General features: G+C 72.4%; 21 protein-coding genes. 11 read left to right on the top strand and 10 right to left on the bottom strand.

Annotated elements, in window-relative coordinates; genetic code table 11:
- Positions 1–50 precede the first annotated feature (50 nt).
- Both AB0J87_RS27560 and AB0J87_RS27555 read left to right on the top strand, forming a co-directional pair.
- Positions 51–2,075: a hydantoinase/oxoprolinase family protein gene (locus AB0J87_RS27560; RefSeq protein WP_363969643.1), complete on the top strand. Its 2,025-nt coding sequence runs from the start codon at positions 51–53 to the stop codon at positions 2,073–2,075.
- A complete protein-coding gene (locus AB0J87_RS27555; protein WP_363969642.1) occupies positions 2,072–3,700 on the top strand; it encodes a hydantoinase B/oxoprolinase family protein in 1,629 nt (542 codons plus the stop codon). Before AB0J87_RS27560 ends, AB0J87_RS27555 begins: the two co-directional genes overlap by 4 nt.
- Positions 3,701–3,711: 11 nt before the next feature.
- Here AB0J87_RS27555 and AB0J87_RS27550 read toward each other — a convergent pair whose 3' ends face one another.
- From AB0J87_RS27550 to AB0J87_RS27535, 4 genes are all read right to left on the bottom strand, one after another.
- Entirely contained in the window at positions 3,712–5,016 is a 1,305-nt protein-coding gene (locus AB0J87_RS27550) for an MFS transporter (RefSeq protein ID WP_363969641.1), read from the bottom strand.
- Positions 5,013–5,597, bottom strand: a complete 585-nt coding sequence (locus AB0J87_RS27545; protein ID WP_363969639.1) for a winged helix-turn-helix domain-containing protein — start codon at positions 5,595–5,597, stop codon at positions 5,013–5,015. Before AB0J87_RS27545 ends, AB0J87_RS27550 begins: the two co-directional genes overlap by 4 nt.
- Before the next feature lie 123 nt (positions 5,598–5,720).
- Positions 5,721–6,557 (bottom strand): metallophosphoesterase, encoded by an 837-nt coding sequence (locus AB0J87_RS27540; protein WP_363969637.1) that lies wholly within the window; start codon positions 6,555–6,557, stop codon positions 5,721–5,723.
- Positions 6,558–6,576: 19 nt separating this feature from the next.
- Positions 6,577–6,918 (bottom strand): hypothetical protein, encoded by a 342-nt coding sequence (locus AB0J87_RS27535; RefSeq protein ID WP_363969635.1) that lies wholly within the window; start codon positions 6,916–6,918, stop codon positions 6,577–6,579.
- An 80-nt stretch (positions 6,919–6,998) separates the two neighbouring features.
- On the opposite strand from AB0J87_RS27535, the gene AB0J87_RS27530 reads away from it, so the two are divergent.
- On the top strand, positions 6,999–7,619 hold the full coding sequence (locus AB0J87_RS27530; protein WP_363969633.1) for a YigZ family protein: 621 nt from the start codon (positions 6,999–7,001) through the stop codon (positions 7,617–7,619).
- On the opposite strand, the gene AB0J87_RS27525 is transcribed toward AB0J87_RS27530, so the two are convergent.
- Complete coding sequence (locus AB0J87_RS27525) at positions 7,620–8,849, bottom strand: isochorismate synthase (RefSeq protein WP_363969631.1); 1,230 nt, start codon at positions 8,847–8,849, stop codon at positions 7,620–7,622.
- 217 nt (positions 8,850–9,066) lie between these two features.
- Here AB0J87_RS27525 and AB0J87_RS27520 point away from each other — a divergent pair, with 217 nt between their 5' ends.
- Positions 9,067–9,900 (top strand): GDSL-type esterase/lipase family protein, encoded by an 834-nt coding sequence (locus AB0J87_RS27520; protein WP_363969629.1) that lies wholly within the window; start codon positions 9,067–9,069, stop codon positions 9,898–9,900.
- A gap of 20 nt (positions 9,901–9,920) precedes the next feature.
- Here the strand turns inward: AB0J87_RS27520 and AB0J87_RS27515 are convergent, their stop codons facing one another.
- Complete coding sequence (locus AB0J87_RS27515; protein ID WP_363969627.1) at positions 9,921–10,634, bottom strand: HNH endonuclease family protein; 714 nt, start codon at positions 10,632–10,634, stop codon at positions 9,921–9,923.
- 72 nt (positions 10,635–10,706) lie between these two features.
- Between AB0J87_RS27515 and AB0J87_RS27510 the strand changes: the two genes are divergently transcribed.
- The 6 genes from AB0J87_RS27510 (at position 10,707) to AB0J87_RS27485 (ending at position 18,492) form a co-directional block, all read left to right on the top strand.
- Positions 10,707–11,168 (top strand): CrcB family protein, encoded by a 462-nt coding sequence (locus AB0J87_RS27510; RefSeq protein WP_363969625.1) that lies wholly within the window; start codon positions 10,707–10,709, stop codon positions 11,166–11,168.
- A complete protein-coding gene (crcB, locus tag AB0J87_RS27505; RefSeq protein WP_355200949.1) occupies positions 11,165–11,521 on the top strand; it encodes a fluoride efflux transporter CrcB in 357 nt (118 codons plus the stop codon). Before AB0J87_RS27510 ends, crcB begins: the two co-directional genes overlap by 4 nt.
- 149 nt (positions 11,522–11,670) lie before the next feature.
- Positions 11,671–13,524, top strand: coding sequence for a GTP-binding protein (locus AB0J87_RS27500; RefSeq protein WP_363969622.1), 1,854 nt, complete (start codon positions 11,671–11,673; stop codon positions 13,522–13,524).
- Between the two features lie 86 nt (positions 13,525–13,610).
- Positions 13,611–13,736: a hypothetical protein gene (locus AB0J87_RS27495; RefSeq protein WP_363969620.1), complete on the top strand. Its 126-nt coding sequence runs from the start codon at positions 13,611–13,613 to the stop codon at positions 13,734–13,736.
- Between the two features lie 180 nt (positions 13,737–13,916).
- Positions 13,917–17,021 (top strand): PDZ domain-containing protein, encoded by a 3,105-nt coding sequence (locus AB0J87_RS27490; protein WP_363969618.1) that lies wholly within the window; start codon positions 13,917–13,919, stop codon positions 17,019–17,021.
- Positions 17,022–17,178: 157 nt separating this feature from the next.
- The gene (locus AB0J87_RS27485) at positions 17,179–18,492 is read left to right on the top strand and encodes a glycosyltransferase family 4 protein (protein WP_363969616.1); all 1,314 of its coding nucleotides are present in this window, start codon (positions 17,179–17,181) and stop codon (positions 18,490–18,492) included.
- Positions 18,493–18,504: 12 nt separating this feature from the next.
- On the opposite strand, the gene AB0J87_RS27480 is transcribed toward AB0J87_RS27485, so the two are convergent.
- The 3 genes from AB0J87_RS27480 to wrbA all read right to left on the bottom strand — a co-directional run bounded on the left by AB0J87_RS27480 (position 18,505) and on the right by wrbA (position 21,596).
- Positions 18,505–19,425, bottom strand: coding sequence for a trypsin-like peptidase domain-containing protein (locus AB0J87_RS27480; RefSeq protein ID WP_363969614.1), 921 nt, complete (start codon positions 19,423–19,425; stop codon positions 18,505–18,507).
- A gap of 81 nt (positions 19,426–19,506) precedes the next feature.
- Positions 19,507–20,940: an MFS transporter gene (locus AB0J87_RS27475; protein WP_363969612.1), complete on the bottom strand. Its 1,434-nt coding sequence runs from the start codon at positions 20,938–20,940 to the stop codon at positions 19,507–19,509.
- Positions 20,937–21,596, bottom strand: a complete 660-nt coding sequence (gene wrbA / locus AB0J87_RS27470; RefSeq protein ID WP_363969610.1) for an NAD(P)H:quinone oxidoreductase — start codon at positions 21,594–21,596, stop codon at positions 20,937–20,939. The genes AB0J87_RS27475 and wrbA overlap by 4 nt, the downstream gene beginning before the upstream one ends.
- Positions 21,597–21,675: 79 nt before the next feature.
- Between wrbA and AB0J87_RS27465 the strand changes: the two genes are divergently transcribed.
- Positions 21,676–22,137 (top strand): MarR family winged helix-turn-helix transcriptional regulator, encoded by a 462-nt coding sequence (locus AB0J87_RS27465; protein ID WP_363969608.1) that lies wholly within the window; start codon positions 21,676–21,678, stop codon positions 22,135–22,137.
- 130 nt (positions 22,138–22,267) lie between these two features.
- Here the strand turns inward: AB0J87_RS27465 and AB0J87_RS27460 are convergent, their stop codons facing one another.
- Positions 22,268–25,171, bottom strand: coding sequence for an AAA family ATPase (locus AB0J87_RS27460; protein WP_363969606.1), 2,904 nt, complete (start codon positions 25,169–25,171; stop codon positions 22,268–22,270).
- Positions 25,172–25,415: the final 244 nt, after the last annotated feature.

Below are 25,415 nucleotides of genomic sequence, written 5' to 3'. Positions count from 1 at the left end.
GTGCGGGCCGCACATGCGGGCGGCGTCCCCGTCGGCGTACGGTGCAGCGCATGAGCTATCGCGTCGCCATGGACATCGGCGGCACCTTCACCGACGTCGTCTGCTACGACGAACGCAGCGGGACGGTCACCGCCTCGAAGGCGCCCACCACTCCGGGAGACCTGGCCGAGGGGGTGTTCGCCGCGCTGGGCCGGGTCGTCGAGGATCCGGCCGAGATCTCGTTCTTCGTGCACGGCACCACGCAGGGGCTCAACGCGCTGCTGGAGCGCAAGGGCGCCCGCGTGCTGCTGCTGTCCGGTCAGGGCGGCCGGGACGTCTACCAGATCGCCAGGGGCAACCGCGACCGCATGTTCGACCTGCGTTACCGCAAGCCCGCGCCGCTGGTCCCGCGCCAGGACGTCATGGAGGCCGGCGGCCGGCTCGACTACCTGGGACGCGAACTCCAGCCGCTCGACGAGGAGTCGGTGCGGGCGGCGGGGCGGCGCGCGCGGGAGGAGGGGTTCGACGCGGTGGCCGTGTGCCTGCTGTTCTCCTACGCGAACCCGGCGCACGAGCTGCGGGCCGGCGAGATCCTGCGCGCGGAGCTGGGCGACGACGTGCTGGTCGTGCTCTCCCATGAGGTGGCGCGGGAATGGCGCGAGTACGAGCGGACCTCGTCGGCGGTGCTGGAGGCGTACACCGGGCCCGTGGTCCGCCGCTACCTGGCCAGGATCGAGCGGCGCTTCGCCGAACGGGGGCTGGCCGTGCCGGTGCACGTGATGCAGTCGTCGGGCGGGCTGGTGAACGCCTCCTACGCGATGCGCAGGCCGTTGCAGACGCTGCTGTCCGGGCCGGTGGGCGGCACGATGGGCGGGGTCGCGGCGGCCCGGTTCATGGACAGGGAGAACGCCATCTGCATCGACATGGGCGGGACGTCGTTCGACGTGTCGCTCGTGGTGAACGGGCGGCCGGATGTCAGCGCGGAGGCCCGCATCGAGGGCTACCCGGTGCTCATGCCCATCGTGAACCTGCACACGATCGGCGCGGGCGGCGGCTCGATCGCGTACGCCGAGGCGGGCGCGCTGCGGGTCGGGCCCGAGTCGGCCGGGGCCCTGCCCGGGCCCGCCTGCTACGGCAGGGGCGGCACCCGGGCCACGGTCACCGACGCGAACGTGGCGCTCGGCCGGGTGGACCCGGCCTGGTTCGCGGGCGGGCTGATGACGCTGGACGTGGAGGCGGCGGGTACGGCGGTGGCCACGCTGGCCGACGAGCTGGACATGGATCCGCTGCTGCTGGCCGAGGGGATCTGCGACGTGGCCAACGCCAAGATGGCGCAGGCGATCCGTACGCTGACCGTGGAGCACGGGATCGAGCCGCGGGAGTTCGCGCTGGTGGCGTTCGGGGGCGCGGGGGCGATGCACGCCGTGTTCATCGCGCGCGAGCTGGGGATCTCCGAGGTGGTGGTGCCGCGCTTCCCGGGGGCGTTCTCGGCGTGGGGGATGCTGGAGGCCGACGTACGCCGGGATCTGACGCATCCGTACTTCCGGTCGCAGGACACGCTCGATGGCCCCGACATGTCCCGAAATTTCGTGACCTTGGAGGAAGATGCGCTGGCGGCGCTCTCCGCCCAGGGCGTTCCCGAGGAGCGGCACCGGGTCGAGCACGCCGTGGACATGCGCTACGAGGGCCAGGACTACACGCTGACCATCCCGCTGCGCGACGCGGCCGAGCCCGCCGAGCCCGGGTTCCTGGAGACGATCGCGGCCCGCTACGCCGAGGCGCACACCGGCCGCTACGGGCACGCCACCCCGGAGGCGCCGGTGGAGTTCGTCATGCTGCGCAGCACCGGGCTCGGCTCGTTCCCGCGCACCGCCGCCGCCGCGCAGGAGGCCCCCGAGGAGCGGGCGGCGTACGTACGGGATGTGATCTTCGACGGGGCCGTGCACAGCACCCCGGTGCTGCGGCGCTCCAGCCTCGACGGCGAGCTGGCCGGGCCCGCGATCGTGGTCGAGGAGACCGCGACGACGGTCATCCCGCCCGGCTGCGTGGCCACCGTGGACCCCAACGGCTTTCTCATCGTGAAGGTGAACTTGTGATCGACCCCGTCACCACGGAGATCATCCGCTGCGCGCTGCTGCAGGCGGCCGAGGACATGAACACCACCCTCATCCGCAGCTCCTACACCCCCGTCATCTACGAGGCCAAGGACTGCGCGGTCGCGCTGCTCGACCGCCACCACAACGTGCTGGGCCAGTCGTCCGGGCTGCCGATCTTCCTGGGCAACCTGGAGGTGTGCACCCGCGAGACCGAGCGCCTGTACGGGCGGGAGGTCTGGCAGGAGGGCGACGTGTGGGTGCTCAACGACTCCTACATCGGCGGCACCCACCTCAACGACGTCACGGTCTACGGGCCGATCTTCGTGGACGGGGAACTGGCCGGTTTCGCGGCGTCGCGGGCGCACTGGCTGGATGTCGGCTCCAAGGACCCGGGCGGCTCCATGGACTCCACGTCGATCTTCCAGGAGGGCCTGCGGATGGGCCCGGTCAAGGTGTACGCGGGCGGCGCGCCCTGCCGCGACCTGCACGAGGTGATCGCCCGCAACGTACGCTTCCCGCACGCCACGCTCGGCGACCTGCGCGCCCAGGTGAGCTGCGCCATGACGGGCCAGCGGCGGCTGAAGGAGATCGTGTCCCGGTGGGGCCTGGACACGGTGCTGGCCGCCCGCGACGAGATCTTCGCCCAGACCGAGCGCATGGAACGCGCGGCCATCGCGGCCATCCCCGACGGCGTCTACGAGGCCTCCGGCTTCCTCGACAACGACGGCATCGACCTCGGCACCCCGCTGCCGGTCAACGTCACGGTCGCGGTGTCGGGCGAGTCGATGCACGTCGACCTGACCGACTGCGCCGACCAGGCGCTCGGCCCGGTCAACTGCGGCGCGGCCCAGGCCGTGGCCGCCGTCCGCGTCGGCTACAAGCTGCTGGTCTCGGGCGACGTGCCGCTGAACGGCGGCTCGTTCCGCCCGCTGTCGGTCGAGACCCGGCCCGGCTCCATGCTGGCCGCCGAGTCGCCCGCCGCCTGCCAGTACTACTACTCGCACCTGGGGCTGCTCATCGACCTGGTGGTCAAGGCGCTGGCGCCGGTGCTGCCGGACAAGGCGGCCGCGGCCTCGTACGGGGACTCGATGATCGTGCAGTTCACCGGCACGGACCCGCGTACCGGCAAGCTGTACGTCTCCCAGGAGGCCACGGTCGGCGGCTGGGGCGCCTGGGACGGCGGCGACGGCGAGACCTGCCTGATCAACAACGTCAACGGCGCGCTGCGGGACATGCCCATCGAGGTGCTGGAGACGTTGTTCCCGGTCCGGGTGCGCCGCTACGAGATCCGCCCCGACACCGGCGGCGCCGGTCAGTGGCGGGGCGGGAACGGGGTGGTGCGCGAGTACGAGTTCTGCGGGGACACCTCGCTGTCGCTCTGGTTCGAGCGCTCGGTCACCCCGGCCTGGGGCCTGGCGGGCGGCGAGCCGGGCGCGCCGCCCCGCGTCACCCTCAACCCGGGCACCCCGGACGCCCGCGAGATGCTCAAGGTGAACGCGCTGCCGGTCACCGCGGGGGACGTGCTGCGCTGCGAGTCGGGCGGTGGCGGCGGTTACGGCCCCGCCGCCCGCCGCTCCCACACCGCCACGGCCACCGACCTGTCCCAGGGCCTGACCACCCGCTGATCACCCGCTGATCACCCGCTGGAACGTCCCGCCGTACCGGCGCTGCCCTCTGGCGCCGGTGCGGCGGGAGGGCCGTGTCCGCGCAGCCGGTCCATCTCGCGCCACTCGGGACGCAGCCCGGTCAGGCTCGTGACGAGCGCGTAGGCGATCCCGCACGCCAGCAGCACCGGCGCCAGCCCGGCCGCCGTCACCGCAGCCCCGCCCAGCAGCCCGCCCAGCGGGATGCCGGCCCACATCACCGCGCCCTGCAGCGCGCCCACCCGGCCCAGGAGGTGCCGGGGCACGCGCTCGTACGAGATCGCGCTCAGGATCGGGTTCAGGAACCCGCCGCTGAACCCGATCACCACGGACGCCGCCACCAGCCCCCACACCGGCATGTCCACGGCGAACATGAGGAACTTCGGCGGCCCGCCGAGCAGGAACGCCACGAAGAACACCGGCCTGCGCCGCATCCGGTGCGCCACCGCGGCGGCCACCAGGCTGCCCCCGACCGAAGCCAGCCCGAGCACGCTGACGCTCAGCCCGAGGACGGCGGGCCCGTGGCCGGACTCCTTGGCCCACACGGGCGCGAGAACCTGGCTCCAGGCCGCGTCCAGCAGGTTCGTGGCGGCGATCATGACGATCACCGCGAGCAGCAGCGGCTCGCCGCGCAGGAACGCGAAGCCCTGGCCGAACCGCCGCCAGTAGCCCTCCTCCTCTTCGTGCGCGGGGGCGTCGGGCGCACGGTGCCCGAGGTCGCGCGGCAGCACCACGGCCACGACCGCCGATCCGAGCGCGAACAGGGCGGCGCTGACGCCCAGGCCGGACAGCGAGCCGAGCAGCGTCACCATCGCGCCGCCCAGCCCCGGCCCCACGGTCACGGCCAGCCGCTCCGTCACGCCCATCAGCCCGGTGGCCCGCTCCAGCGGCACCCGCCCGCGTTCGGCCGCCTCCGGAATCATGATCTCCTTGGCCAGGTCGCCCGGCCCGCGGGCCGCGCCGATCACCGCCACCAGCGCGACGATCACGCCCAGCGGCAGCAGGCCGAGCGCGTGCAGCACGACCATCGCGGCGGCGGCCGAGGCGCTCACGACGTCGGCGACCCACGAGATCCGGCGCGGCCCCGCCCGGTCCACGAGCGGCCCCGTCAGCCCCTTGACCAGCACGTACGGCGCCATCTCCGCGAACGCCACCAGCCCCGTCCACACCGCGCTGCCGGTGCTCGTCAGCACGAACCAGGGCAGCGCGATGGCCGAGACCCGCGTCCCGGTCGTCGACACGGCGATGGCCGCCAGCACCCCGGCCATCGGCCGTAAGGACCCGCGCGGCTCCATCATGCCTCCTCGGGGTCGTCCAGCTCGGGGATGACCTGCGTCATCAGGTAGACCCGGACCGCGTCCGCCGGCGCCTCGTCGCCGTCGCGCCGGTAGCGCGTGAAGAGCTCCGTCAGGTCCGCGCGCAGCCGAAGCGCCTCCTCCGGGGTGAGGCGGAACGGGACGGCGCTGAGGTCGAGCACGCCGCGCCACGGCTGCGGCATGGTCTGCAGCTCGTTGAGCGCCTGCTGGGTGCGCAGGTTGTAGAGGGCGGCGATGGACTGCATGTACGCCAGCACCGCCTCCGGCTCCCGGTCGGCCAGACCGCCCTCGTCGGTGAGCCGGGTCGTCCGGTGGACCGAGCGCCACCAGCGCTCCCGCGCGTTGCCGCGTTCGGTGTCCTCCTCCACGAACCCGGCGGCGCCGAGCCTGCGCAGGTGGTAGCTGGCCGTGCCCGAGTTCACCCCCAGGCGCTCGGCCAGGCGGGTGGCGGTGGACGGGCCGTGCTTGCGCAGCAGGTCGACGAGCTGCACCCGCAGGGGGTGGGCGAGCGCGCGCAGGCCCTTGGCGTCGAGGACGACCACGCTGTCAGGGGATGGCGTCATGATGAGAAGCCTAAACCGCAAACACTTCTTCGCAAACACTTCTTCGCGAAGAAGTGTTTGCGGTTCACGGAAGAGACCGCCGACGGTGCCTGGCCGGGGCGGTGGTCTGCGAGGGTGGGGCCGCTAGGTGACGATCACGTCGCGCAGGAGCTTGCGGCCGCCCGGCCTGCGCCGCCACTCGCGGGGGTAGCCGAGCGACACCTCCTCGAAGCGCACGCCGTCGTACCAGGTGACACGGGGGATGTGGAGGTGGCCGTAGATCATGGCGGCGGTCGGGTGGCGCGTGTGCCAGTCCCTGGTGGCGGTCGTGCCGCACCACTGGGCGAACTCCGGGTAGCGCAGGACGTCGGTCGGCTCGCGTACCAGCGGATAGTGGTTGACGAAGACCAGCGGCACGTCGTCCAGCCCGGCCAGCCGCCGCCCGGTCAGCTCCACCCGGGCCCGGCACCACGCCTCGCGGCTCGGGTACGGGTCGGGGTGCAGGAGATACTCGTCGGTGCAGACCACGCCGGTGCTGTGCGCGTACGCGAGCGCGCTCGCCTTGGTGAGATGGCCGGCCGGCAGGAACGTGTAGTCGTAGAGCAGGAACAGGGGCACGATCCGGACCGGCCCGCCCGCTCCCTCCCACACCGGATAGTCGTCCTCCGGCGTCACCACGCCCAGCTCGCGGCACATGGCGACGAGGTGGTTGTAGCGGGCCACGCCCCGCAGCTCCGGCGGGTCTCCCGGCGGGGTCCACAGCTCGTGGTTGCCCGGCACCCAGACCACCCGCTCGAACCGCGCGGCCAGCAGGCCCAGCGTCCGGGCGATGTCCTCCAGCCGTTCGCCGACGTCGCCCGCGACCAGCAGCCAGTCGCCGGGGTCGTCCGGTTTCAGCTCCTGGACGATGGCCCGGTTCTCCTCGTAGCCGACGTGCAGATCGCTGACGGCCAGCAGCCTGCTCCCGCCTTCGCTGGGCAAGGGACGTCCCTCCTTCGCGTCAGAGGACGGGGGCGTTGTCCTCTGCCACGATCATGTCATCCGTCATCCTGGGCAACATGGCCGCGACCTCGCGGGCCAGGTGCGGGTCGGCGCGGAACGCCTCCATGATCGCCAGTTTCAACGCCGCGCGGCTCGGCTCGTCGTCCGGCTTGGCGCTCGCCATCGTCTCGATCACCTGTCTGGACGCGGCGTCACCGCGGCCGAAGACCCGCTGCAGGATGCGGGTGCCGCGGGCCACGGCCGTGTCGGCGGCCAGCTCGCGGGTCTTGGCCAGCACGCCCACGCCGTAGGCGTCGATCGCCGAGGAGACGAAGGGCATGAGGTTGCTCACAGTGTCCATGAGACCCTCCCGTAGGTCCTGATGGAATGACGAGATGGTAGCTTCCGGAGTTCGTCCGGCAAGGGCATAACCTGTCGAATGTGTCTGCGCCGTACCTGACCCTCACCTCCGTCGTCGAGCACGAGACGGAGGCGAAGCGCTCCCGGTTCATCTGCGCGCTGGCGCCCGCGCGCAGCGTCGAGGAGGCGGTCGCGTTCATCGGCGAGCGGCGGCAGAAGCATCCCGGCGCCACGCACAACTGCACCGCGTACGTCGTCGGGCAGCGCGTCCAGAAGGGCGACGACGACGGCGAGCCGGGCGGCACGGCGGGCACGCCGATGGTGCAGGCCCTGGTGGGCAGGGGGTTCAGCGACGTGGTGGCGGTGGTGACCCGCTATTTCGGCGGCACCCTGCTGGGGGCGGGCGGGCTGGTGCGGGCCTACGGCTCCGCCGTGACCGAGACCCTCGACCGGGCCGAGCCGGTGCGGATGGTGCCGGCCCGCGTCGTGCGGGTCGCGGTGGCCCACGACCAGGCCGGGCGGGTGGAGAACGACCTGCGGGCCTCGCGCCACCCGGTGCGCGAGGTGACGTACGCGGGCGAGGTCACCTTCGCCGTCTCCGTGGGCGAGGACGAGGTGGCGCCGTTCGCGGACTGGGTGGCGACGCTGACGGCCGGGCGGGCCCGCGTGGACGTGGGCGAGGAGATCCACGTCCCCGGCTGATCAGCCCTCCAGCGCGTACTGCATGACCCTGAACTTGGCCTGGGCCTCGGCCAGCTCGGCGGCCGGGTCGGAGTCGCCCATGATGCCGCCGCCCGCGAACAGGCGGGCCCGGCGGCCCTGCACGAGCCCCGAGCGCAGCGCGATGCCCCACTCGCCGTCGCCGTGGGCGTCGATCCACCCGACGGGCCCGGCGTAGCCGGCCCGGTCCATGCCCTCCAGCTCGCGGATGACCTCGATCGCGGTGGGGGTGGGGGTGCCGCCGACGGCGGCCGTCGGGTGCATGGCGGCGACCACGTCGAGGACGGAGGCCCCGTCGGCCAGCCGCCCGGTGACGTGGCTGGCCAGGTGCTGGACGTTGGGCAGCACCAGCAGCTCGGGCTCGTCCGGGGTCTCCAGCGAGGCGCAGAGGGGGGCGAGCGTCTGGCGGACCGAGGCGATGGCGCACTCGTGCTCGTGGCGGTCCTTGGGCGAGGCGAACAGCGCGGCCCCGCGGGCGAGGTCGTCGGCCGGGCCGGTGCCGCGCGGGGTGGTGCCGGCCAGCACGAGCGACTCGATCTCCTGGCCCGTACGCCTGATCAGCAGCTCGGGCGTGGCCCCCACCAGCCCCGCGACCGAGAACGTGTAGCACTCGGGATAGCGCCGGGCCAGCCGGGTGAGCAGCAGGCGCACGTCGATGGGCCGCTCGGCGGTGGCGACCAGGTCGCGCGCCAGCACGACCTTCTCCAGCTCGCCCTCGCGGATGCGCTTGGCGGCCCTGGCCACGACGTGCTCCCACTCGGGGGCGCTCAGGCTGCCGTCGCCGTAGCTGATGCGGCCGGGGTCGCGGATGGGGGAGAACGTCTCCAGCGGCGCGTCGCCGATCGTGGTGAGCCAGGCGTGGCCGTCGCGGCGGGCCAGCACGGCGCGCGGTACGACGAGGACGGAGCCGTGGGCGTCCTCGTCGAAGGTGAAGCTGCCGAAGGCGACCGGGCCGGAGCCGGGGGTGCGCACGGCGTCGTCGACGTGGGCGTCGCCGAACACGGTGGCCAGCCACTGGCGGGCCCAGGCGAACCGGCCCGGGCCCGGGGGCACGGCCACCCGTGCGGCCTGACCCCAGCCGACCAGGCCCTCGCCGTTCCTGACCCAGGCGTACGGGGCGGTCCTGGGCAGGGATGCCAGCAGGTCGCCCGGGTCGCCGACAGGGGTGGTGCGAACCGGTAGCGGGCGGGTTGTTCCGAGCGCGACACTCACCCAAGACACTCTATGCGGGAACTGAACACGTTCGACTCAGACCCCCGTGAATGCGAGGTTACGGTCAACGAACCCGGATAAAACCAGGCGTTGAGCTGCATTTACCCCATCCCGATCGGGTCCGGGCTGTCAAGCGGCGATATGAAGTCGGTCCTGAAATCACAGACGTGGCCCGTACGTCATGGCCGGTCGCTGATCCGCTTCCTACCTTGGGTCCATGATCGGTCGCCTGGGCTCAGTCCTCGCCGCAACGCTGCTCGTCTCCGCCACAGGTCCGGCGCAGGCCGCCGCGGCCCAGCCCGTCCCCGGGATCATGGCCGCGCTCGGAGACTCCATCTCCACCGGCTTCAACGCGTGCGGCTTCTACGTCTCCTGCATCCCGCGCTCATGGTCCTCCGGCGACAACCCCGGGGTGAACAGCCACTACCTGCGCCTGTCGGCCATGTCTGGAACGCTCCAGCAGCACAACCTCACCTTCGCCGCCCCCGGGGCCACCAGCGCCGACCTGCTCGGCCAGGTGCGCAAGGCCGTCGAGGCCAAGGCCGACTACGTCACGATCCTGATCGGGGCCCAGGACGCGTGCGTGCGCACCGAGCAGGCCATGACGCCAGTCGAGACGTACCGGCGGCGGATGGACGCGGCGCTGGCCGAGCTGCGGGCCGGCATGCCCGCGGCCCGGGTGTTCATCGCCAGCATCCCCGACCTGCGGCGGCTCTGGCAGGTGGGCAAGACCGTCCCGCTCGCCCGCACGTTCTGGACGGCCGGCCACATCTGCCAGTCCATGCTCGCCCAGCCCACCTCGACCAAGCGCGCCGACGTCGAGCGCCGCCAGCGGGTGCGGGCGCGGGTCATGGCCTACAACCGCGCGGCGGCCCAGGCGTGCGCCAGGTTCGGGCCCGGCTGCCGCACCGACGGGGGCGCGGTGTTCGCCTTCCCGTTCACGCTCGATCACGTCAGCAAGTGGGACTACTTCCACCCGAACATGGACGGGCAGCGGATCCTGGCCGAGCAGACGTTCGGGCACGGCTTCACGTGGGAGGACCCGCGCTAGCCCGCCCGTCAGCGGCCCGGTCAACGGCACTGGGCCAGCATCATCCTCTTGTCCGCCGCGGTGACGGGCACGTTGTACTTGAGCGCGACCTGCGCGAAGCGGGTGACGTACGCGCAGCGGACGCGCCGCTGCGGCGGTAACCAGGTCGCCGGGCCGGAGGCATCCTTCTGCTCGTTGGCGTAGCCGGCCACGGGCAGCAGGTTCAGCGGGTCGTTGGCGAAGTCGAGCCGCTTGGACATCCGCCAGCGCGGCGCGCCCATGCGCCACGCGTAGTTCAGCGGCACCACGTGGTCGACCTGCACCTCGTCCGGGTTGTCCTTGTGCCAGTGAATGGTCCGGCCGGTGTAGGGGTCGCTCAGCTCCATGGAGACGACCTCGCAGCTGGAGCCCGACCGGTATTTCACGTTCCGCCCGTCGCGGGCCAGCAGGTCGTCGCGGGTGCGGCAGCCGTTGCGCGCGTACGGCACCCCGCTCGCGGTGTCGGCCCAGTTGTCGCCGTACCGGGTGCGCTCGTAGCCGGTGTTGGAACCGAGCCCCTTGACGCGCACCCGTTTGATGAGGTCGCGTGCCTTGCCCTTGTCGGCGTCCGAGATGATGGGTGCCAGACCGGGCCGCGTCCCGCTGGTGTTGCCCAGCGGGCTGGCCGCCGTGGCCGGAGAGGTCTTGGCGCCGCCGACGAAGGAAACGACGATGATGGCTCCCGCTAGAAGGGCGATGGCGTCCTTCGTGCTCAAGCAGGCCTCCGAACATCAAAGGTTGTCTAGAGAAATTCCCGGCATCCGGCGTTTTGACACGGGGAGGGTTATGTGACTGATCGTCCGATCGACCCGGACGTCGATCTCCACATCCCGGAGCAGCGCGCCGAGCTGCACTGGCCCGTGCTCGCCGCGATCGCGGCCGGGGGCGCGCTGGGCGCGCTCGCGCGTTTCGGCCTGCAGTCGGCGCTGCCGTCCGGGCCGGCGGACTTCCCCTGGGCGACGTTCCTCATCAACGTGTCCGGGTGCCTGCTGATCGGCGTGCTCATGGTGATGATCACGGAGGTGCGGCAGGCGCACCGCCTCGTGCGGCCGTTCCTGGGGGTGGGGGTGCTGGGCGGGTACACGACGTTCTCCACGTACGCGGTGGACATCCAGCGGACGGTCGCGGCGGGGGCGCCGCTGACGGGGCTGGTCTACCTGGCGGCCACGCTGGTGGCGGCGGTGGCGGCCGTGGTGGCGGGCATGTGGCTGACCAGGCGGATCGCCGGCATGCTGGCGGGCGTGCGATGACGGTGCTGCTCATCGTCCTCGGGGCGGCGCTCGGCGCGCCGCTGCGCTATCTCGCGGACCGGGCCGTGCAGGCGCGCCACGACACGGTGTTCCCGTGGGGGACGCTGACGGTGAACGTGGCCGGATCGGCGCTGCTGGGCTTCCTGGCCGCGCTGCCCGCCGCCGGCGGGGTGATGGCGTTGCTGGGCACCGGGTTCTGCGGGGCGCTGACCACGTACTCGACGTTCGGGTACGAGACGGTGCGGCTGGTGGAGGAGGGCGCGCGCTTCCACGCGGTGGCCAACGCGGCCGCCAGCGTGGTGGCCGGGCTGGGCGCGGCCTACTGCGGGGTGGCCCTGGCGCAGGCCCTGTAAATAGGCCCTGTAAATGGTTCGCGGGTGCCCCCGCCGCGATGGCAGGATGGCCCGGCAGCCGTCCGCCGACGATCAGGAGCATGAGATGCGGTGCCTCGGAATCTCCCAGCGCCCCATTGGCACGAGAGTTCCCGAGGACTTCCAGCACCGTGCACATCCTGAACATCGGCATCCTCGCGCACGTAGACGCGGGCAAGACCAGCCTCACTGAGCGGCTGCTGTTCGAGACCGGGGTCATCGACCGGCTCGGCAGCGTGGACGAGGGCAGCACACAGACCGACTCCGGCGAGATCGAGCGCCGTCGCGGGATCACCATCCGCACGGCCGTCGCCTCCTTCAGCCTGGGCGACCTGCGGGTCAACCTGGTCGACACACCCGGCCACGCCGACTTCGTGGCCGAGGTGGAGCGCGCGCTCGGCGTGCTCGACGGCGCCGTGCTGGTGCTGTCGGCCGTCGAGGGCGTGCAGCCGCACACCCGGGTCCTGATGAAGACCCTGCGCCGGCTGCGCCTGCCCACACTGATCTTCGTCAACAAGATCGACCGGGCCGGGGCCAGGGAGCGGGAGCTGCTGGCCGACATCCGGCGGCGGCTCTCGCCGTACTGCGTGGCCCTGAACACCGTGCGGCACCTCGGCTCCAAGGCGGCCGTCACCGCCGGCGTCGCCTCGCCCGAGGCGGCGGCCGAGGTGCTGGCCGAGCGGGACGACGGGCTGCTGGAGCTGCTCGTCGAGGGCAAGACGCCCGACGTCGGCCAGGTACGCGCGGCGCTGGCGCGGCAGTGCGCCGCCGGGCAGGCGCATCCGGTGCTGTTCGGCTCGGCGCTGACCGGGCAGGGAGTCGGCGAGCTGCTCGACGCCGTCCACCTGCTGCCCGCCGTGACCCAGCCGGCCGGGGACCCGGAGGAGGCGGCGCGGGCGACGGTGTTCGCGATCGAGCGCGCCCCGTCCGGGGAGAAGGTCGCCTACCTGCGGGTACGCGCGGGCGCGCTGCGAGCGCGCGAGCACCTCACCTTCCATCGGGGGCGGCAGGCCTACGACGGCAGGCTGACCGCGCTGGCCGTCGCCGGCTCCCCCGGGCGGCGGCAGGCGGTGGCCGGGGACATCGTCAAGGTCTGGGGCGTGCCCGAGATCCGCGTTGGCGACCACCTGGGGGAGCCCGGGCCCGCGCACCAGGCCCATTTCACCCCGCCCAGCCTGGAGACCGTGGTACGGCCCCGCGTCCCCGGCCAGGAGCCGCGCCTGCACGCCGCGCTGCTCGCGCTGGCCGAGCAGGACCCGCTGATCGGCACCCGCACCCTGACCGGCGGCGAGACCTCGGTCCTGCTGTACGGGGAGGTGCAGAAAGAGGTCATCGGCGAGACCCTCGCCAGGGACTTCGGCGTCGAGGCGCTCTTCGAGCCGAGCCGGCCCGTCTACTTCGAGCGCCCGTCGGGCACCGCGGAGGTCGTCGAGGAGATCCAGCGCCACGGCCGCAACGAGTTCATGGCCACCGTGGGCCTGCGAATCGATCCGGGGCCGAAGGGCTCCGGCGTCGGCTACCGGCTGGAGGTCGATCTCGGCTCGCTGCCGCTGGCCTACCACCGGGCCATCGAGGAGAGCGTGCGCCAGGCCCTGGGTGAGGGCCCGCACGGCTGGCCGGTCACCGACGTGCTCGTCACGGTGACCAGGACCGGCTACGCCCCGCCCCTCACGGTCGCGGCCGACTTCCGCGGCCGCGCCCGGGCCGTGCTCATGCGGGCGCTGCGCCTGGCGGGCACCACCGTGTACGAGCCGTGCCACCGGTTCGAGCTGGAGGTGCCGCCGGAGACGTTCAGCGCGGTCACCGCCAGGCTCGCCGCACTGGGCGGTGAGCTCCACGACACCGGCAGGCGCGACGACACCTGGGTGCTGGAGGGTGAGATCCCGGCGGCCGCGGTGCACGAGGTCGAGCGGCGGCTGCCGGGGCTGTCGCACGGAGAAGGGGTCTGGTGGTCCGCGCCGGCGGGTGATCGACCGGTCCGGTAGGTGGTATGTCGGGTTTCCGGGCTAGATGGGTATTAAGTGGCACAGTGCACCATTCCGGTGCGCATGTCCGTACAGGGGGGAATCCCATGGCAGACACGAAGAAGAAACCCGCCGCCAAGTCCGGCAAGTCGAAGAAGCAGGCCATCAAGACCAACAGGCAGACCAAGGAGACGAAGCGGGAGACCCGCAAGTCGCCCTCCGGCGAGGAGTGACCCGGACGGGGCAGCGGTGGCCCGGCTGCCCGGGCCGACGACCAGGCGGTCGCGGGGGGAAGTTCTTGGCCGCCGGTCGGGACGACCGGGCAGTTGTGGCGAAATGTCTGACCCGGGTGATGTGATCTGACAGCCGGGGGCGCGCGCCCTCGGCTGTCGGCTCGACCAGGAGTGGCTCTCATGTCCGGCTACCTGCGTTTTCCCGCCGTCTTCCAGGACGTGGTCGTCTTCGCCGCCGAGGACGACCTGTGGATGGTGTCCGCCCAGGGCGGGCGGGCCTTCCGGCTGACCGCGGGGCTCGCCGAGGCGGGCTATCCGCGCATCTCGCCGCGCGGCGATCAGCTCGCGTTCGTCGGCCGCGAGGAGGGCCCGGAAGAGGTGTACGTCATGCCGTCCGACGGCGGCGCCGCCCGCCGGGTCACCTTCCACGGCGCGCGCTGCACGGTCACCGGCTGGGATCCCGAAGGGCGCATCCTGTACGCCAGCGACGCGGCCCAGCCGTTCGAGGCCCGCAAATGGCTGTACCGCGTCGAGCCCGGCGGGGTCCCTGAGCGGCTCCCGTACGGCCCGGCCAACTCGATCGCGTACGGGCCCGAAGGCATGATCGTGCTCGGCCGCAACACCGCCGACCCGGCGCGGTGGAAGCGCTACCGCGGCGGCACCGTCGGCGACCTGTGGATCGACCCGCGCGGCGACGGCGAGTTCCGGCGGCTGATCAGGCTGCCGGGAAACCTGGCCTCGCCCTGCTGGAGCGGCGGCCGGGTGTGCTTCATCTCCGACCACGAGGGCGTCGGCAACGTCTACTCGTGCGCCCCCGACGGCCAGGACCTGCGCAAGCACACCCACCACGACGACTACTACGCGCGCAACCTGTCGGGCGACGGGCACCGGCTGGTCTACCACGCCGGCGCCGACCTCTACCTGCTCGACCCCGGAGAGCCGGCGCACCGGCTGGACGTGCAGCTGGCCAGCTCCAGGACGCAGCGCAACCGCAGGTTCGTCGACCCCGCCGACTACCTCGACGGCGCCACGCTCAGCCCCGACGGCAGCGCGCTGGCCGTCACCGCGCGCGGCAAGGCGTACGCGATGGCCGACTGGGAAGGGCCGGTGACCCAGCACGGCTCGCCCGACGGGGTCCGCTACCGGCTCCTGACCTGGCTCAACGACGGCACCCGGCTGATCGCGGCGGCCAGCGACGACCGCGACGAGGAGCGGCTGGTCGTCCTCGAAGGACACGAGGGCGGCGGCGGCACGGAGGTGGCCAGGCTGGGGCGGATCACCGCGCTCGTCCCCGACCCGGTCCACGACCGGGTGGCCGTCGTCAACCACCGCCACGAGCTGCACCTGCTCGACCTGGCCACCGGGCGGCCTGCGCTGGTGGAGGCCAACCCGCACGGCTCGCCCGAGGACCCGGCCTGGTCGCACGACGGGCGGTGGCTGGCGTACTCGAGCCCGCTCAACGCCCAGTCCAGCGCGATCAAGCTGCACCACCCCGAGACCGGGCGGACGCTGCAGGCGACGGAGCCGGTGCTGCAGGACTCGATGCCGGCGTTCGACCCGCAGGGCCGCTACCTCTACTTCATCGGCCAGCGCACCTTCTCGCCGGTCTACGACCAGCTCCAGTTCGACCTGGGCTTCCCGCTGGGGACGCGCCCGTATGCGGTGGCGCTGCGGGCGGACGCGCCCGACCCGTTCATGCCCCTGCAACGGCCCCTGGGGGAGGACGAGGAGGACGGCGACGAGCCGGAGCCGCTGCGCGTCGACGTCGAGGGGCTGACCCGGCGCGTCACCCAGTTCCCGCTGCCCGAGGGCCGCTACGAGAAGGTGGCCGGGCTCAAGGGCAAGGCGCTGATCCTGACCAGCCCGCTCGAAGGCGAGAGCTCGCTGCACCTGTTCGACTTCGCCAAGGGCAAGAAGGTGCACTTCGCCGACGGCGTCACCGACTTCGAGCTGGGCCGCGACCACAAGACGCTGCTCTACCGCGCGGACTCCAGGCTGCGGGTGGTCAAGGCGAACGAGGCGCCCGAGGACGAGGAGGCGCCGGGGCGGGAGAGCGGGTGGATCGACCTGTCGCGGATCAAGGTGTCGGTCTGCCCGGAGGCGGAGTGGCGGCAGATGTTCCGGGAGGCGTGGCGGCTGCAGCTGGAGAACTTCTGGAGCGAGGACATGGCGGGCATCGACTGGCCGGCCGTCTACGACCGCTACCGGCCGCTGGTGGAGCGGGTCACGACCCGGGGCGAGTTCTCCGACCTGCTGTGGGAGCTGCACGGCGAGCTCGCCACCAGCCACGCCTTCGAGAGCGGCGGCGAATACCGTCCCGGGCCCGACTACACGCAGGGCAAGCTGGGCGTCGACTGGGACTACCGCGACGGCGTCTACCACATCCGCTCCATCGTGACCGGTGACCCGTGGGATCCGGAGGCGACCTCGCCGCTGAACCGGCTCGGTGTCGACGTACGTACGGGCGACGCGGTCCTGGCCATCAACGGCGCGCCCATAGGCGAGGCCGCGACCCCGAACGAGCGCCTGGTCAACCAGGCCGGCGAGGAGGTCGAGCTGACGCTGCGGCGGGAGGACCAGGTGTGCACCGTCACCGTGCGCGCCATCTCCGACGAGCGGCCGGCCCGCTACCGCGACTGGGTCAACCTCAACCGCGCCGAGTGCCACCAGCGCTCCGGCGGCCGGGTGGGCTACCTGCACGTGCCCGACATGGGTCCCGACGGGTTCGGGGAGTTCCACCGCGGGCTCCTGGCCGAGTACGACCGGCAGGCGCTCATCGTGGACGTGCGCTTCAACGGCGGCGGCAGCGTGTCGGCGCTGCTGCTGGAGAAGCTGGCCAGGCGGCGGCTCGGCTACGACTATCCGCGGTGGGGCGACCCGGAGCCGTACCCGCCGGAGTCGCCGCGCGGGCCGCTGGTGGCGATCACCAACGAGTGGGCGGGCTCCGACGGCGACATCTTCAGCCACACCTTCAAGGTGCTGAAGCTGGGGCCGCTGGTCGGCAAGCGCACCTGGGGCGGCGTCATCGGCATCTGGCCGCGCCACCAGCTCGCCGACGGCACGGTGACGACGCAGCCGGAATTCTCCTTCGCCTTCGACGACGTCGGCTGGCAGGTGGAGAACTACGGCACCGATCCCGACATCGAGGTCGACATCACTCCGCAGGACTACGCCAGGGGCGTGGACACGCAGCTCGAGCGGGCCATCGACGTCGCGCTGGAGCTGCTGGCCGAGCGTCCGCCGCACACTCCCGATCTCCGGCATCGGCCGCGCATGCAACCTTAGTGACGTTACAGGCGTCTAAGGATCATAGGTGGGGAAAGCGCATAGGGGATGAACACGTGCACTCCGCCGAAGCGAGACAATAGGCCGGTGGCGAGATTCCTCGTCACCGGCCATGTGTGTTGAGACTTCTTCCGGGTGACAAAGGGGGATCTGTCAGGTGCGCGCATTGGCACGCAAGGGCAAGTCGGCGGTGCGCCGACTGTATCGGGGGTACAACCGGCGCAAGACGCTCAACGCGCCGCCGCCTTCGACGCGGAAGATCCGCATTCTGCTGCTGCACGCGTACGGGATGGGGGGCACGATCCGGACCGTGTTCAACCTGGCCAGCTACCTGGCCAAGGAGCACGACGTCGAGATCGTGAGCATCCTGAAGGAGTCCGAGGAGCCGTTCTTCCCCATCGACCCGCGGGTGAAGTTCCGTTTCCTCGACGATCGGATCAACCCGAGCGCCGACCCGCTGCGCGCGATGCTGTCGAAGATGCCGAGCCGGATCATCCCCAAGGAGGAGTCGGCCTACCACCGCTTCAACCTGTGGACCGACCTCAAGCTCGCCCGCTACATCCGCTCGCTCGACACCGGCGTGCTGATGGCCACCCGCCCCGGTCTCAACCTGGCGGTGGCCCAGTTGGCGCTGCCCAACGTCATCACGATCGGGCAGGAGCACGTGGCGCTCCGCACCCAGGCCGAGCCGATGCAGGAGCTCATCAAGTGGCGCTACCGCCGCCTCGACGCCCTGGTCACGCTCACCAAGGCCGACCTGCGCGACTATCGTGAGACGCTGCCGAAGAAGCCGAAGAAGCTGACCCGCATCCCCAACGCCGTGCCACCGATGACGGGCGGCATCTCCAAACTGGACGCCAAGGTCGCCATCGCGGTCGGCCGGATGACGCGCATCAAGGGCTTCCACCGGCTCATCACCGCCTGGGAGACGGTCGCCGCCGCCCATCCCGACTGGACGCTGCGCATCTTCGGCGCGGGGCCGCAGGAGGAGAACCTCGCCCAGCAGATCGCGGAGGCGGGGCTGCAGGGCAAGGTCGAGCTGCCCGGACCCACGTCCGACGTGGGGGCCGAGCTGGAGAAGGCGTCCGTCTTCGTGCTCAGCTCGCGTCACGAGGGCTTCCCGATGACGATCCTGGAGGCGATGGGCAAGGGGCTGGCGATCGTCAGCTTCAACAGCCCGCACGGCCCCAAGGAGATGATCACTGACGAGGTCGACGGGCTGCTGGTGAAGCCGCGGACCAACGCCAACCTGGCCTCCTCGATCATCCGGGTGATCGAGGACGAGCAGCTGAGACGGGACCTGGCGGCGGGGGCGCTGGAGACGGCGCTCACGTACGACGTGGACGCGGTGGGGGAGAAGTGGGACGCGCTCCTCGACGAACTCCTGGCCCGCCGCAACGGCACCTACGTCCGCCCCCAACCCCCCGCGGCCTCTCACGCCCCGGGGCCGGACGCCCCGGCTTCTGCCTGAGGCGGCGCGGGCTCAGACGCCGGAGCCGGTGAGTTCCACCGGCTCCGCGATGACATCGACCAGCGCGCCGTTCCGATGGACGGTGATCGGTAACGGCTGCCCGATGGCGTCGGCGAACATCAGCCTTTGCAGGCTCTGCGCGTCCCCCACCGGGTTGCGCCCCGCGCTCAGCACCAGGTCGCCGGAGCGCAACCCGGCCCGGTGGGCGGGCGAGCCCGGCACCACCTCCACCACGCGCAGCGCCCCCGTCTGCCCGGTCCGCCGCCGCAGCGCGTCGGGCAGCGGCGCGGGCGAGGTCACCAGCCCCAGGAACGCCCGTCGTACCCGCCCGTCCCTGATCAGGGCGGCGATGATGGATCGGGTCGTGGCGTTCATGGGCACGGCGAGCCCCACTCCCACGCCAGCCACCGCCGTGTTGATCCCGACGACCCGCGCCTGCGAGTCGGCCAGCGCGCCGCCGGAGTTCCCCGGATTGAGCGCGGCGTCGGTCTGGATGACGTCCTCGATGAGCCGGACGGCCGACCCGCTGCGCGCGGGCAACGACCGTCCGAGCCCCGACACCACCCCGGCCGTCACCGATCCGGCCAGGCCGAGCGGATTGCCCACGGCCACGACGAGCTGTCCCACGACCAGCTCGTCGCTGTCGCCGAGCGTGGCCGGCGGGGGCGTGGCCGTCTGCGCCCTGAGCACCGCCAGATCCGACAGCGGATCCCGGCCCACCACGATGAAGTCCCCGGAGCTCCCGTCGGCGAAGGCCACGGTGCCGTCCCGGGAGTTGCCGATCACGTGCGCGTTGGTCAGCAGGAACCCGTCGGCGGTGAACACCACCGCGGACCCGCTACCCTGGCCGGCCCGCACGCTGGCCACCTTCGGCAGCAACTCGGCCGCCACGGACGAGACGACGCGCGAGTAAGCGTCGAGTGGATCCGCCATCGTGCACTCCTTTGCTTACAGGATTACACGTTAACTCCACATTCGCCCGCGCGCATTCCAGGCGCTCAAGCATGCGGAGCTCTATCGGCCGCGGCGGTGCCGCGGCAGCAGCAGGCTGACCACCGCGATGGCCAGGCCGAGCCCGGCCGCCGTGAGGAAGACCAGGTCGTAGCCGGTGGCGAGGGCGTCGACCGGGGAACTCCCGGCGGCCTCCGACGCGGCGGCCCTGGTGCCGGCGGCCGTCGCGAGCACCGCCAGCCCGATCGATCCCCCCGCCTGACTGGCGGTGTTGGCCAGGCCGCCGACGATCCCCGCGTCGCCCTCGGGAACGTCGGCGGTCGCCACCGCCATGAGGGTGGGGAAGGTCAGCCCGATGCCGACCGCGATGAGCAGGGTGGGGCCGAGCACGCCGGTGACGTACGCGCTGTCGGCGTGGCCCAGGGAGAGCCAGCCGAAACCGGCCAGGAAGCAGGCGCTGCCCGCCGTCACGAGGGGGCGCACACCCGTTCGCGGCAGCAGGGCCGCGGCCCATCGCGCGATCACCATGAACGTCACCGCCGCGGGAGTCTGCCCGAGCCCGGCCTGAAGCGCGCTGAAGCCGAGGACGTTCTGCAGGAACAGCGACGAGAAGTACCACATCGCGATGGCGATCCCACCGAACAGCAGCAGCATGCCGTTCCCGACGGCCACCCCCCGGATCCTGAACAGCCGCAGCGGCACCATCGGCTGGCCGGCGAAACGCGCCTCCACCACGACGAAGACGCCGAGCAGGAGCAGACCCGCCACCACCGGCCCGGCGACCGGCGCGGACATCCAGCCATGATCGGCGCTCTGCATGACCCCGTAGATCAGCGCCGCCAGCCCCGCCGTCCCGGTGACCGCGCCGAGGAGGTCGAGCGATCCCCGCCGGCCGGTGCTCGTTCCGGCCAGCGACATCATCGCCACGACGATCAGCACCGCGCCGATCGGCAGGTTGATGAGGAAGACCCACCGCCACGACAGGCCGGTCGTGATGGCACCGCCCGCGAGCGCGCCGACCATGCCGCCCACGCCGCCCGAGGCGGACCACGCGCCGAACGCCCTGGCACGCGCGTTCGGCTCGGTGAAGGAGGTGTTGATCACGGCCAGCGTCGCCGGGGCCATCATGGCGGCCCCGACGCCCTGCGCGACCCGGGCCGCCACCAGGACCTCCGGCGCGGTCGCCAGGCCGCCGGCCAGGCTCGCGACGGAGAACGACAACAGCCCGGCGACCAGCATCCGGCGCGGCCCGAACAGGTCGGCGGCACGGCCCCCCAGCAGCATGAAACCGGCGAAGCTGAGCAGATATCCGTTCACCACCCAGGCCAGTCCGGTCGCAGTGAAACCGAGTTCCTCGCGGACCGAGGGCAGGGCGACGTTCACGATGGACGCGTCCAGGATGACCATGAACTGGCTGGCACAGGCCAGCGCCAGGACCAGCCAGGGGAGGCCGGCGTACGGCCTGGCCCGCTGGGACGCGTTACTGGTATTTGTCATGACTCGCTGCTCACACTCGTCGCGGCCACGCTCTCGCGTACGGCGGCGTGGCCGTCCCCCAGCAGCCGGATCGTGATCCGGGCCAACCGCCGCCCCTGGTACCTGGCCGCTTCCAGCACCGCGGCGTCCGGCCCGGCTCCGTTCGGGCCGGTCACCAATGACGTGCCGTACGGGTTGCCGCCGGCGCCGTACACGACCGGATCGGTGAACCCGGGCGGCACGATCAGCGCTCCCCAGTGGTAGAAGACGTTGCTCAGCGACAAGATCGTGGCCTCGCTGCCGCCGTGCCGGTTGAACGCCGAGGTGAAGGCCGTCACCGGCTTGTCCGCCAGCACGCCTTCGCGCCACAGCCCGCCGGCCTGGTCGATGAACTGCTTGAGCTGCGCGGCCGGCGCCCCGAACCGCGTCGGCGTCCCGAACGCGAACGCATCCGCCCACGCCAGATCCTCCACCGAGGCCTGGGCGATCGACGTTGCGGCGTCGGCGTGCCGTCGCCACCGCGGGTCCTGGTCGATCGCGCTGTCGGGCGCCAACTCGGCCACCCGCCGCAGCCGTACCTCGGCCCCGGCCGAGGCGGCACCCTCGGCGACGGCCTGCGCGAGCGCGTACACACTGCCTGTCGCGCTGTAGTAGATGACGGCGACCTTCACGGTCATGCCCGGCTCCTCGCTGTCGTGTTAAGATTAGTTATGCAGATAACTATTATCTGCATAACTAATCTGTCAAGGAGCGCCCATGGACTTCGAGCAAGCCGACGCCCTCAACCAGGCCATCCGCCTGCTGAGCCTGCGCCACCGGGCCAGGGCCGCGGCGCTGCTCGCCCCGCTCGGCCTGCACCCGGGTCAGGAGGCGCTCCTGCTCGAGCTCGACCGGACCGGCCCGAGGATCCAGGCCGAGCTCAGCGAGGCGCTCGGCTGCGAACCGCCCAGCGTCACCCTCATGACCCGCAAGCTCGAAGCCTCCGGCCACATCCGCCGCAAGCCCGCCCCCTCCGACAGGCGCGCCAGCATCGTCGAACTCACCGACAGCGGCCAAGCTCTGGCCGACCAGGTCAAGCAGCTCTGGTGCGCCCTGGCGGAGGAGACCGTGACCGGCCTGCCCGCCGAGACGGTGGCGGCACTACCCGGCATCCTCAACACCTTGACCGGCAACGTGGACACCAGAGCCCACCGCCACGGCCGACGCCCCGGGCGGTAACCGGCTCAGCCGGCGCCGACACGCCCGCCCAGCGCCCGGGCCACGCCGCCGCAAAGCCTTCGTAGGTCGTCCGGCTCCAGGGAGTCTGTCGCGGTCTCCTCGGCGCCGCATCATCGGCAGGCCGGCTTACCTACCCATGCGGCATCACGAGCTGGGCCAGGTCCACGCGGCGGGTCACCCCCAGCTTCGGGTACGCCTTGTACAGATGGTGACCGACTGTGTGGGGGCTGAGGAACAGCCGGGCCGCGATCTCTCGATTGCTCATGCCCGCCGCCGCCAGCCGTACCACTTGAAGCTCCTGGGGCGTGAGCCGGGCGAGCGGATCGAGGGCCCGGGGGTGGGCCGAAGGCCGCTCGCCCAGGGCGGACAACTCCGCGCGGGCCCGGCTCGCCCACGTCCGGGCGCCGAGCCGCTCGAAGGCGCCGAGCGCGTCGGCCAGCTGGTCCTTCGCCTCGGTGTGGCGGCGATGCCGGTGCAGCCATTCCCCGTACGCCAGCCGGGTCCTGGCTTCGTCGTACCGGCGGGGGTCGCGCTCGTGCAGTTCCAGCGCGGTCGTGAAGTGCCCGGCGGCGGCGTCCTCGTCGGCCAGCAGCGCCGCGCAGCGGCGGGCCAGCGCGATCGCGTGCGGCCGGCCGGTCTGCTCGGCCCAGTCGGACAGGGCGGGCAGATGGCGGGCGGCCTGCTCGGGGAGCCCGGCACGTACGGCCGCCTCGACATGATCGGGTACGGCCCTGATGAGGAAGTCGTGCCGGGCCGGGCCGCCGCACACCTCGTCCAGCCGGGCCGCGGCCTCGTCGAACCGGCCGCCGGCCAGGTGGAGCAGGCCGAGCGCCCACGAGGCCAGCGCGGCGTCGGTGGGGTGCCTGGTGCGGTGCTCCAGTACGCCGGCGGCCAGCGAGCGGCACGAGATCTCGTCGCCGCCGACCGCGGCCAGCCATGCGGCGATCGCGTTCAGCACGACGACCTGCAGGTCCTGGCCGAGGTCGGTGGCCAGGGAGACGGCCTCGGTCACGCCGGCGTCGGCGTCCATGAACCGGCCGCGCAGCAGCTGGACGATCGCCAGGGATTCGAGCGCGTACGTCAGGCGGCCCACCGCGCCCTGCTCCCGTACGTCGGCGACCAGCGACTCCAGCACCTCCGTGGCGATCTCGTCCTCGGCCACCAGCATCCCGGCGAACCCGGCGATGAGCCGCTCCACGAACCCGTCGGCCTTGCCCTGCCTGGCGGCCCCGGCCAGCTCGCGCATGGGTGGCACGCCCGCGTCGGGCCGGCCGTCGTACAGGTGCCGGAACCCGATGAGTCCCGCCACGACCGGCGCCCCGGTTTCGACGGTCTCCAGGAGGGCGGCGCACTGGCGTACCAGGTCGTGGTCGCCGGCGTCGCGGGCGTACCAGACGGCTTCGGTGAGGATCGACACGGCCCGCTCGGGGTCGGTGGCGGCGATGGAGCTGGCACCGTCCAGCGCCAGGGCGGCGGCGACGGCGGGCGAGCCGCGCTCGTACTCGACCTGAGCACGGATCCACGCCGCCTCGGCCGTCAGCGACGGGTCACGAAACGGGCGCGCGGGCTGGTCGGCGGGTTGCGGAGCCCCGCCGGCCGGCCCAGCATTGCGGTTGGTCAGCCCCAGGGCCCGATCGACCGAGCCAGTGGGCCGGTCGGGCATCCCCGCAGCCTGGTCAGCCAGTTCGACGGCGCGATCGGGGAGGCCCGCTTCGTAGGCGGCGCGGGCGGCGGCGATCAGCCGCCACGCCCGGCGCGTCTCGTCGGTGCTGAGCTGGGCGGCGCGTTCGAACGCGCTCATCATCGCGGTCACCCCGCCCCGTCGGCCGGCCCGGCGGGCGGACCGCTCCAACTCGGCGGCGACCTCCTCATCCGGGCCCGGGGTGGCGGCGGCCAGGTGCCAGACGCGGCGGTCGGCATCGTACTGGCCGTCAAGCGCCCGTGCGAACGCCTCGTGGACCTGAACCCGCCCGGCGTGCGGGGCGACCTGGTAGGCGGCGGCCCTGATCAGCGGATGCCGGAAGGTCACGCTGCCGCCCGGCGACAGCCCGTCGGACAGCACAACCAGCCGGGCCCGTTCGGCAGGCTCCAGGTCGGCCGCGGAGACGCTGAGCAGCGTGCCGATCCGCAGGATCGTCTGCAGGCTGCCCGTGCCGTCGGCCGCGGCGATCAGCAACAGCAGCCTCGTCGCCGCAGGCAGGCCGGCGATCTGCGCCTGGAAGGCATCCTGGACGTGGCCCGCGGCGGGCAGCAGCGGCGCGGAACGGTCATTGTCCTGCAGGGCGTTGAGCATGGTGGCCAGCTCGATCACGGCGAGCGGGTTGCCGCGCGACTCGGCGAGCACGCGCTCGCGCAACGGCCCGGCCAGGCCGCGCGCGTGCGCGTCGAGCAGCGACGTGGCGCTCTCCTGGTCCAGGGCGGAGAGCCGGAGCACCTCCAGGCCCGGCACGGGTGTGGCGAACGACACCGACGCCGAGTCACCGGCGAGAGGGACGGGGCGGACGCAGGGCCCCGCCTGGCGTGGCGGAGCGTCCCCGTCCCCGCTCCTGCCCGCGAAGATCATCGCGATGGGGTCGGTGTGCAGCCGCCGGGCGGCGAACAGCAGCGCGTCCAAGGACGCCCGGTCGAACCACTGGGTGTCATCGATCAGGCACACCAGGGGGCGATCGCCGCTCAGCTCCGACAGCAGCGACAGGGTCGCCGCGCCGATCAGGAACCGGTCGCCGACCGTCGCCTCGTCCAGCCCGAACGCCGTCCGCAGCGCCGCCGCCTGCGGGCCGGGCAGCGTCCCGAGCCGGTCGAGGTACGGACACAGCAGCAGGCGCAACCCCGCAAAGGGCAGTTCGGCCTCCGACTCGATGCCGACGCCACGCAGCACCCGCAGATCGGCCGCCGCGGCGGCGGCATAGCCGAGCAGCACGGTCTTGCCGATCCCGGCCTCACCCGTGATCAACAGTGCTCCGCGGCGGCCCGCACGGGCGCTCGCGAGCAGGTCGTCGATCCGGGCCCGCTCGGCGATCCGCCCCAGAACCATGCGGAAACAGTAACCCACGCCACTCTCGGAACGATCTCTCCACGCGGACGTGTCCCTGGAGCGGCACACAGGGGCGAACTTTCCGGCAAGCCCAGTGCCGATCGAGGCCCGCGGATCATGAGTCGGCTCTTAAGTGCCGCTCAGCGTTGTTTGTATCGCTGCGGCTGGGATTCTCCCCGCCGGCAGGCCGTCCCACTCGACCACCACGCGGTTGCGTCCGCGGCCACAGCCATCGCACGCCCGC

It is taken from the genome of Nonomuraea sp. NPDC049625 (assembly GCF_040675285.1).
Classification (GTDB): domain Bacteria; phylum Actinomycetota; class Actinomycetes; order Streptosporangiales; family Streptosporangiaceae; genus Nonomuraea; species Nonomuraea angiospora_A.
The sequence above is the reverse complement of the archived record's forward strand: the minus strand, read 5'-3'. Positions and strand labels throughout refer to the sequence as shown.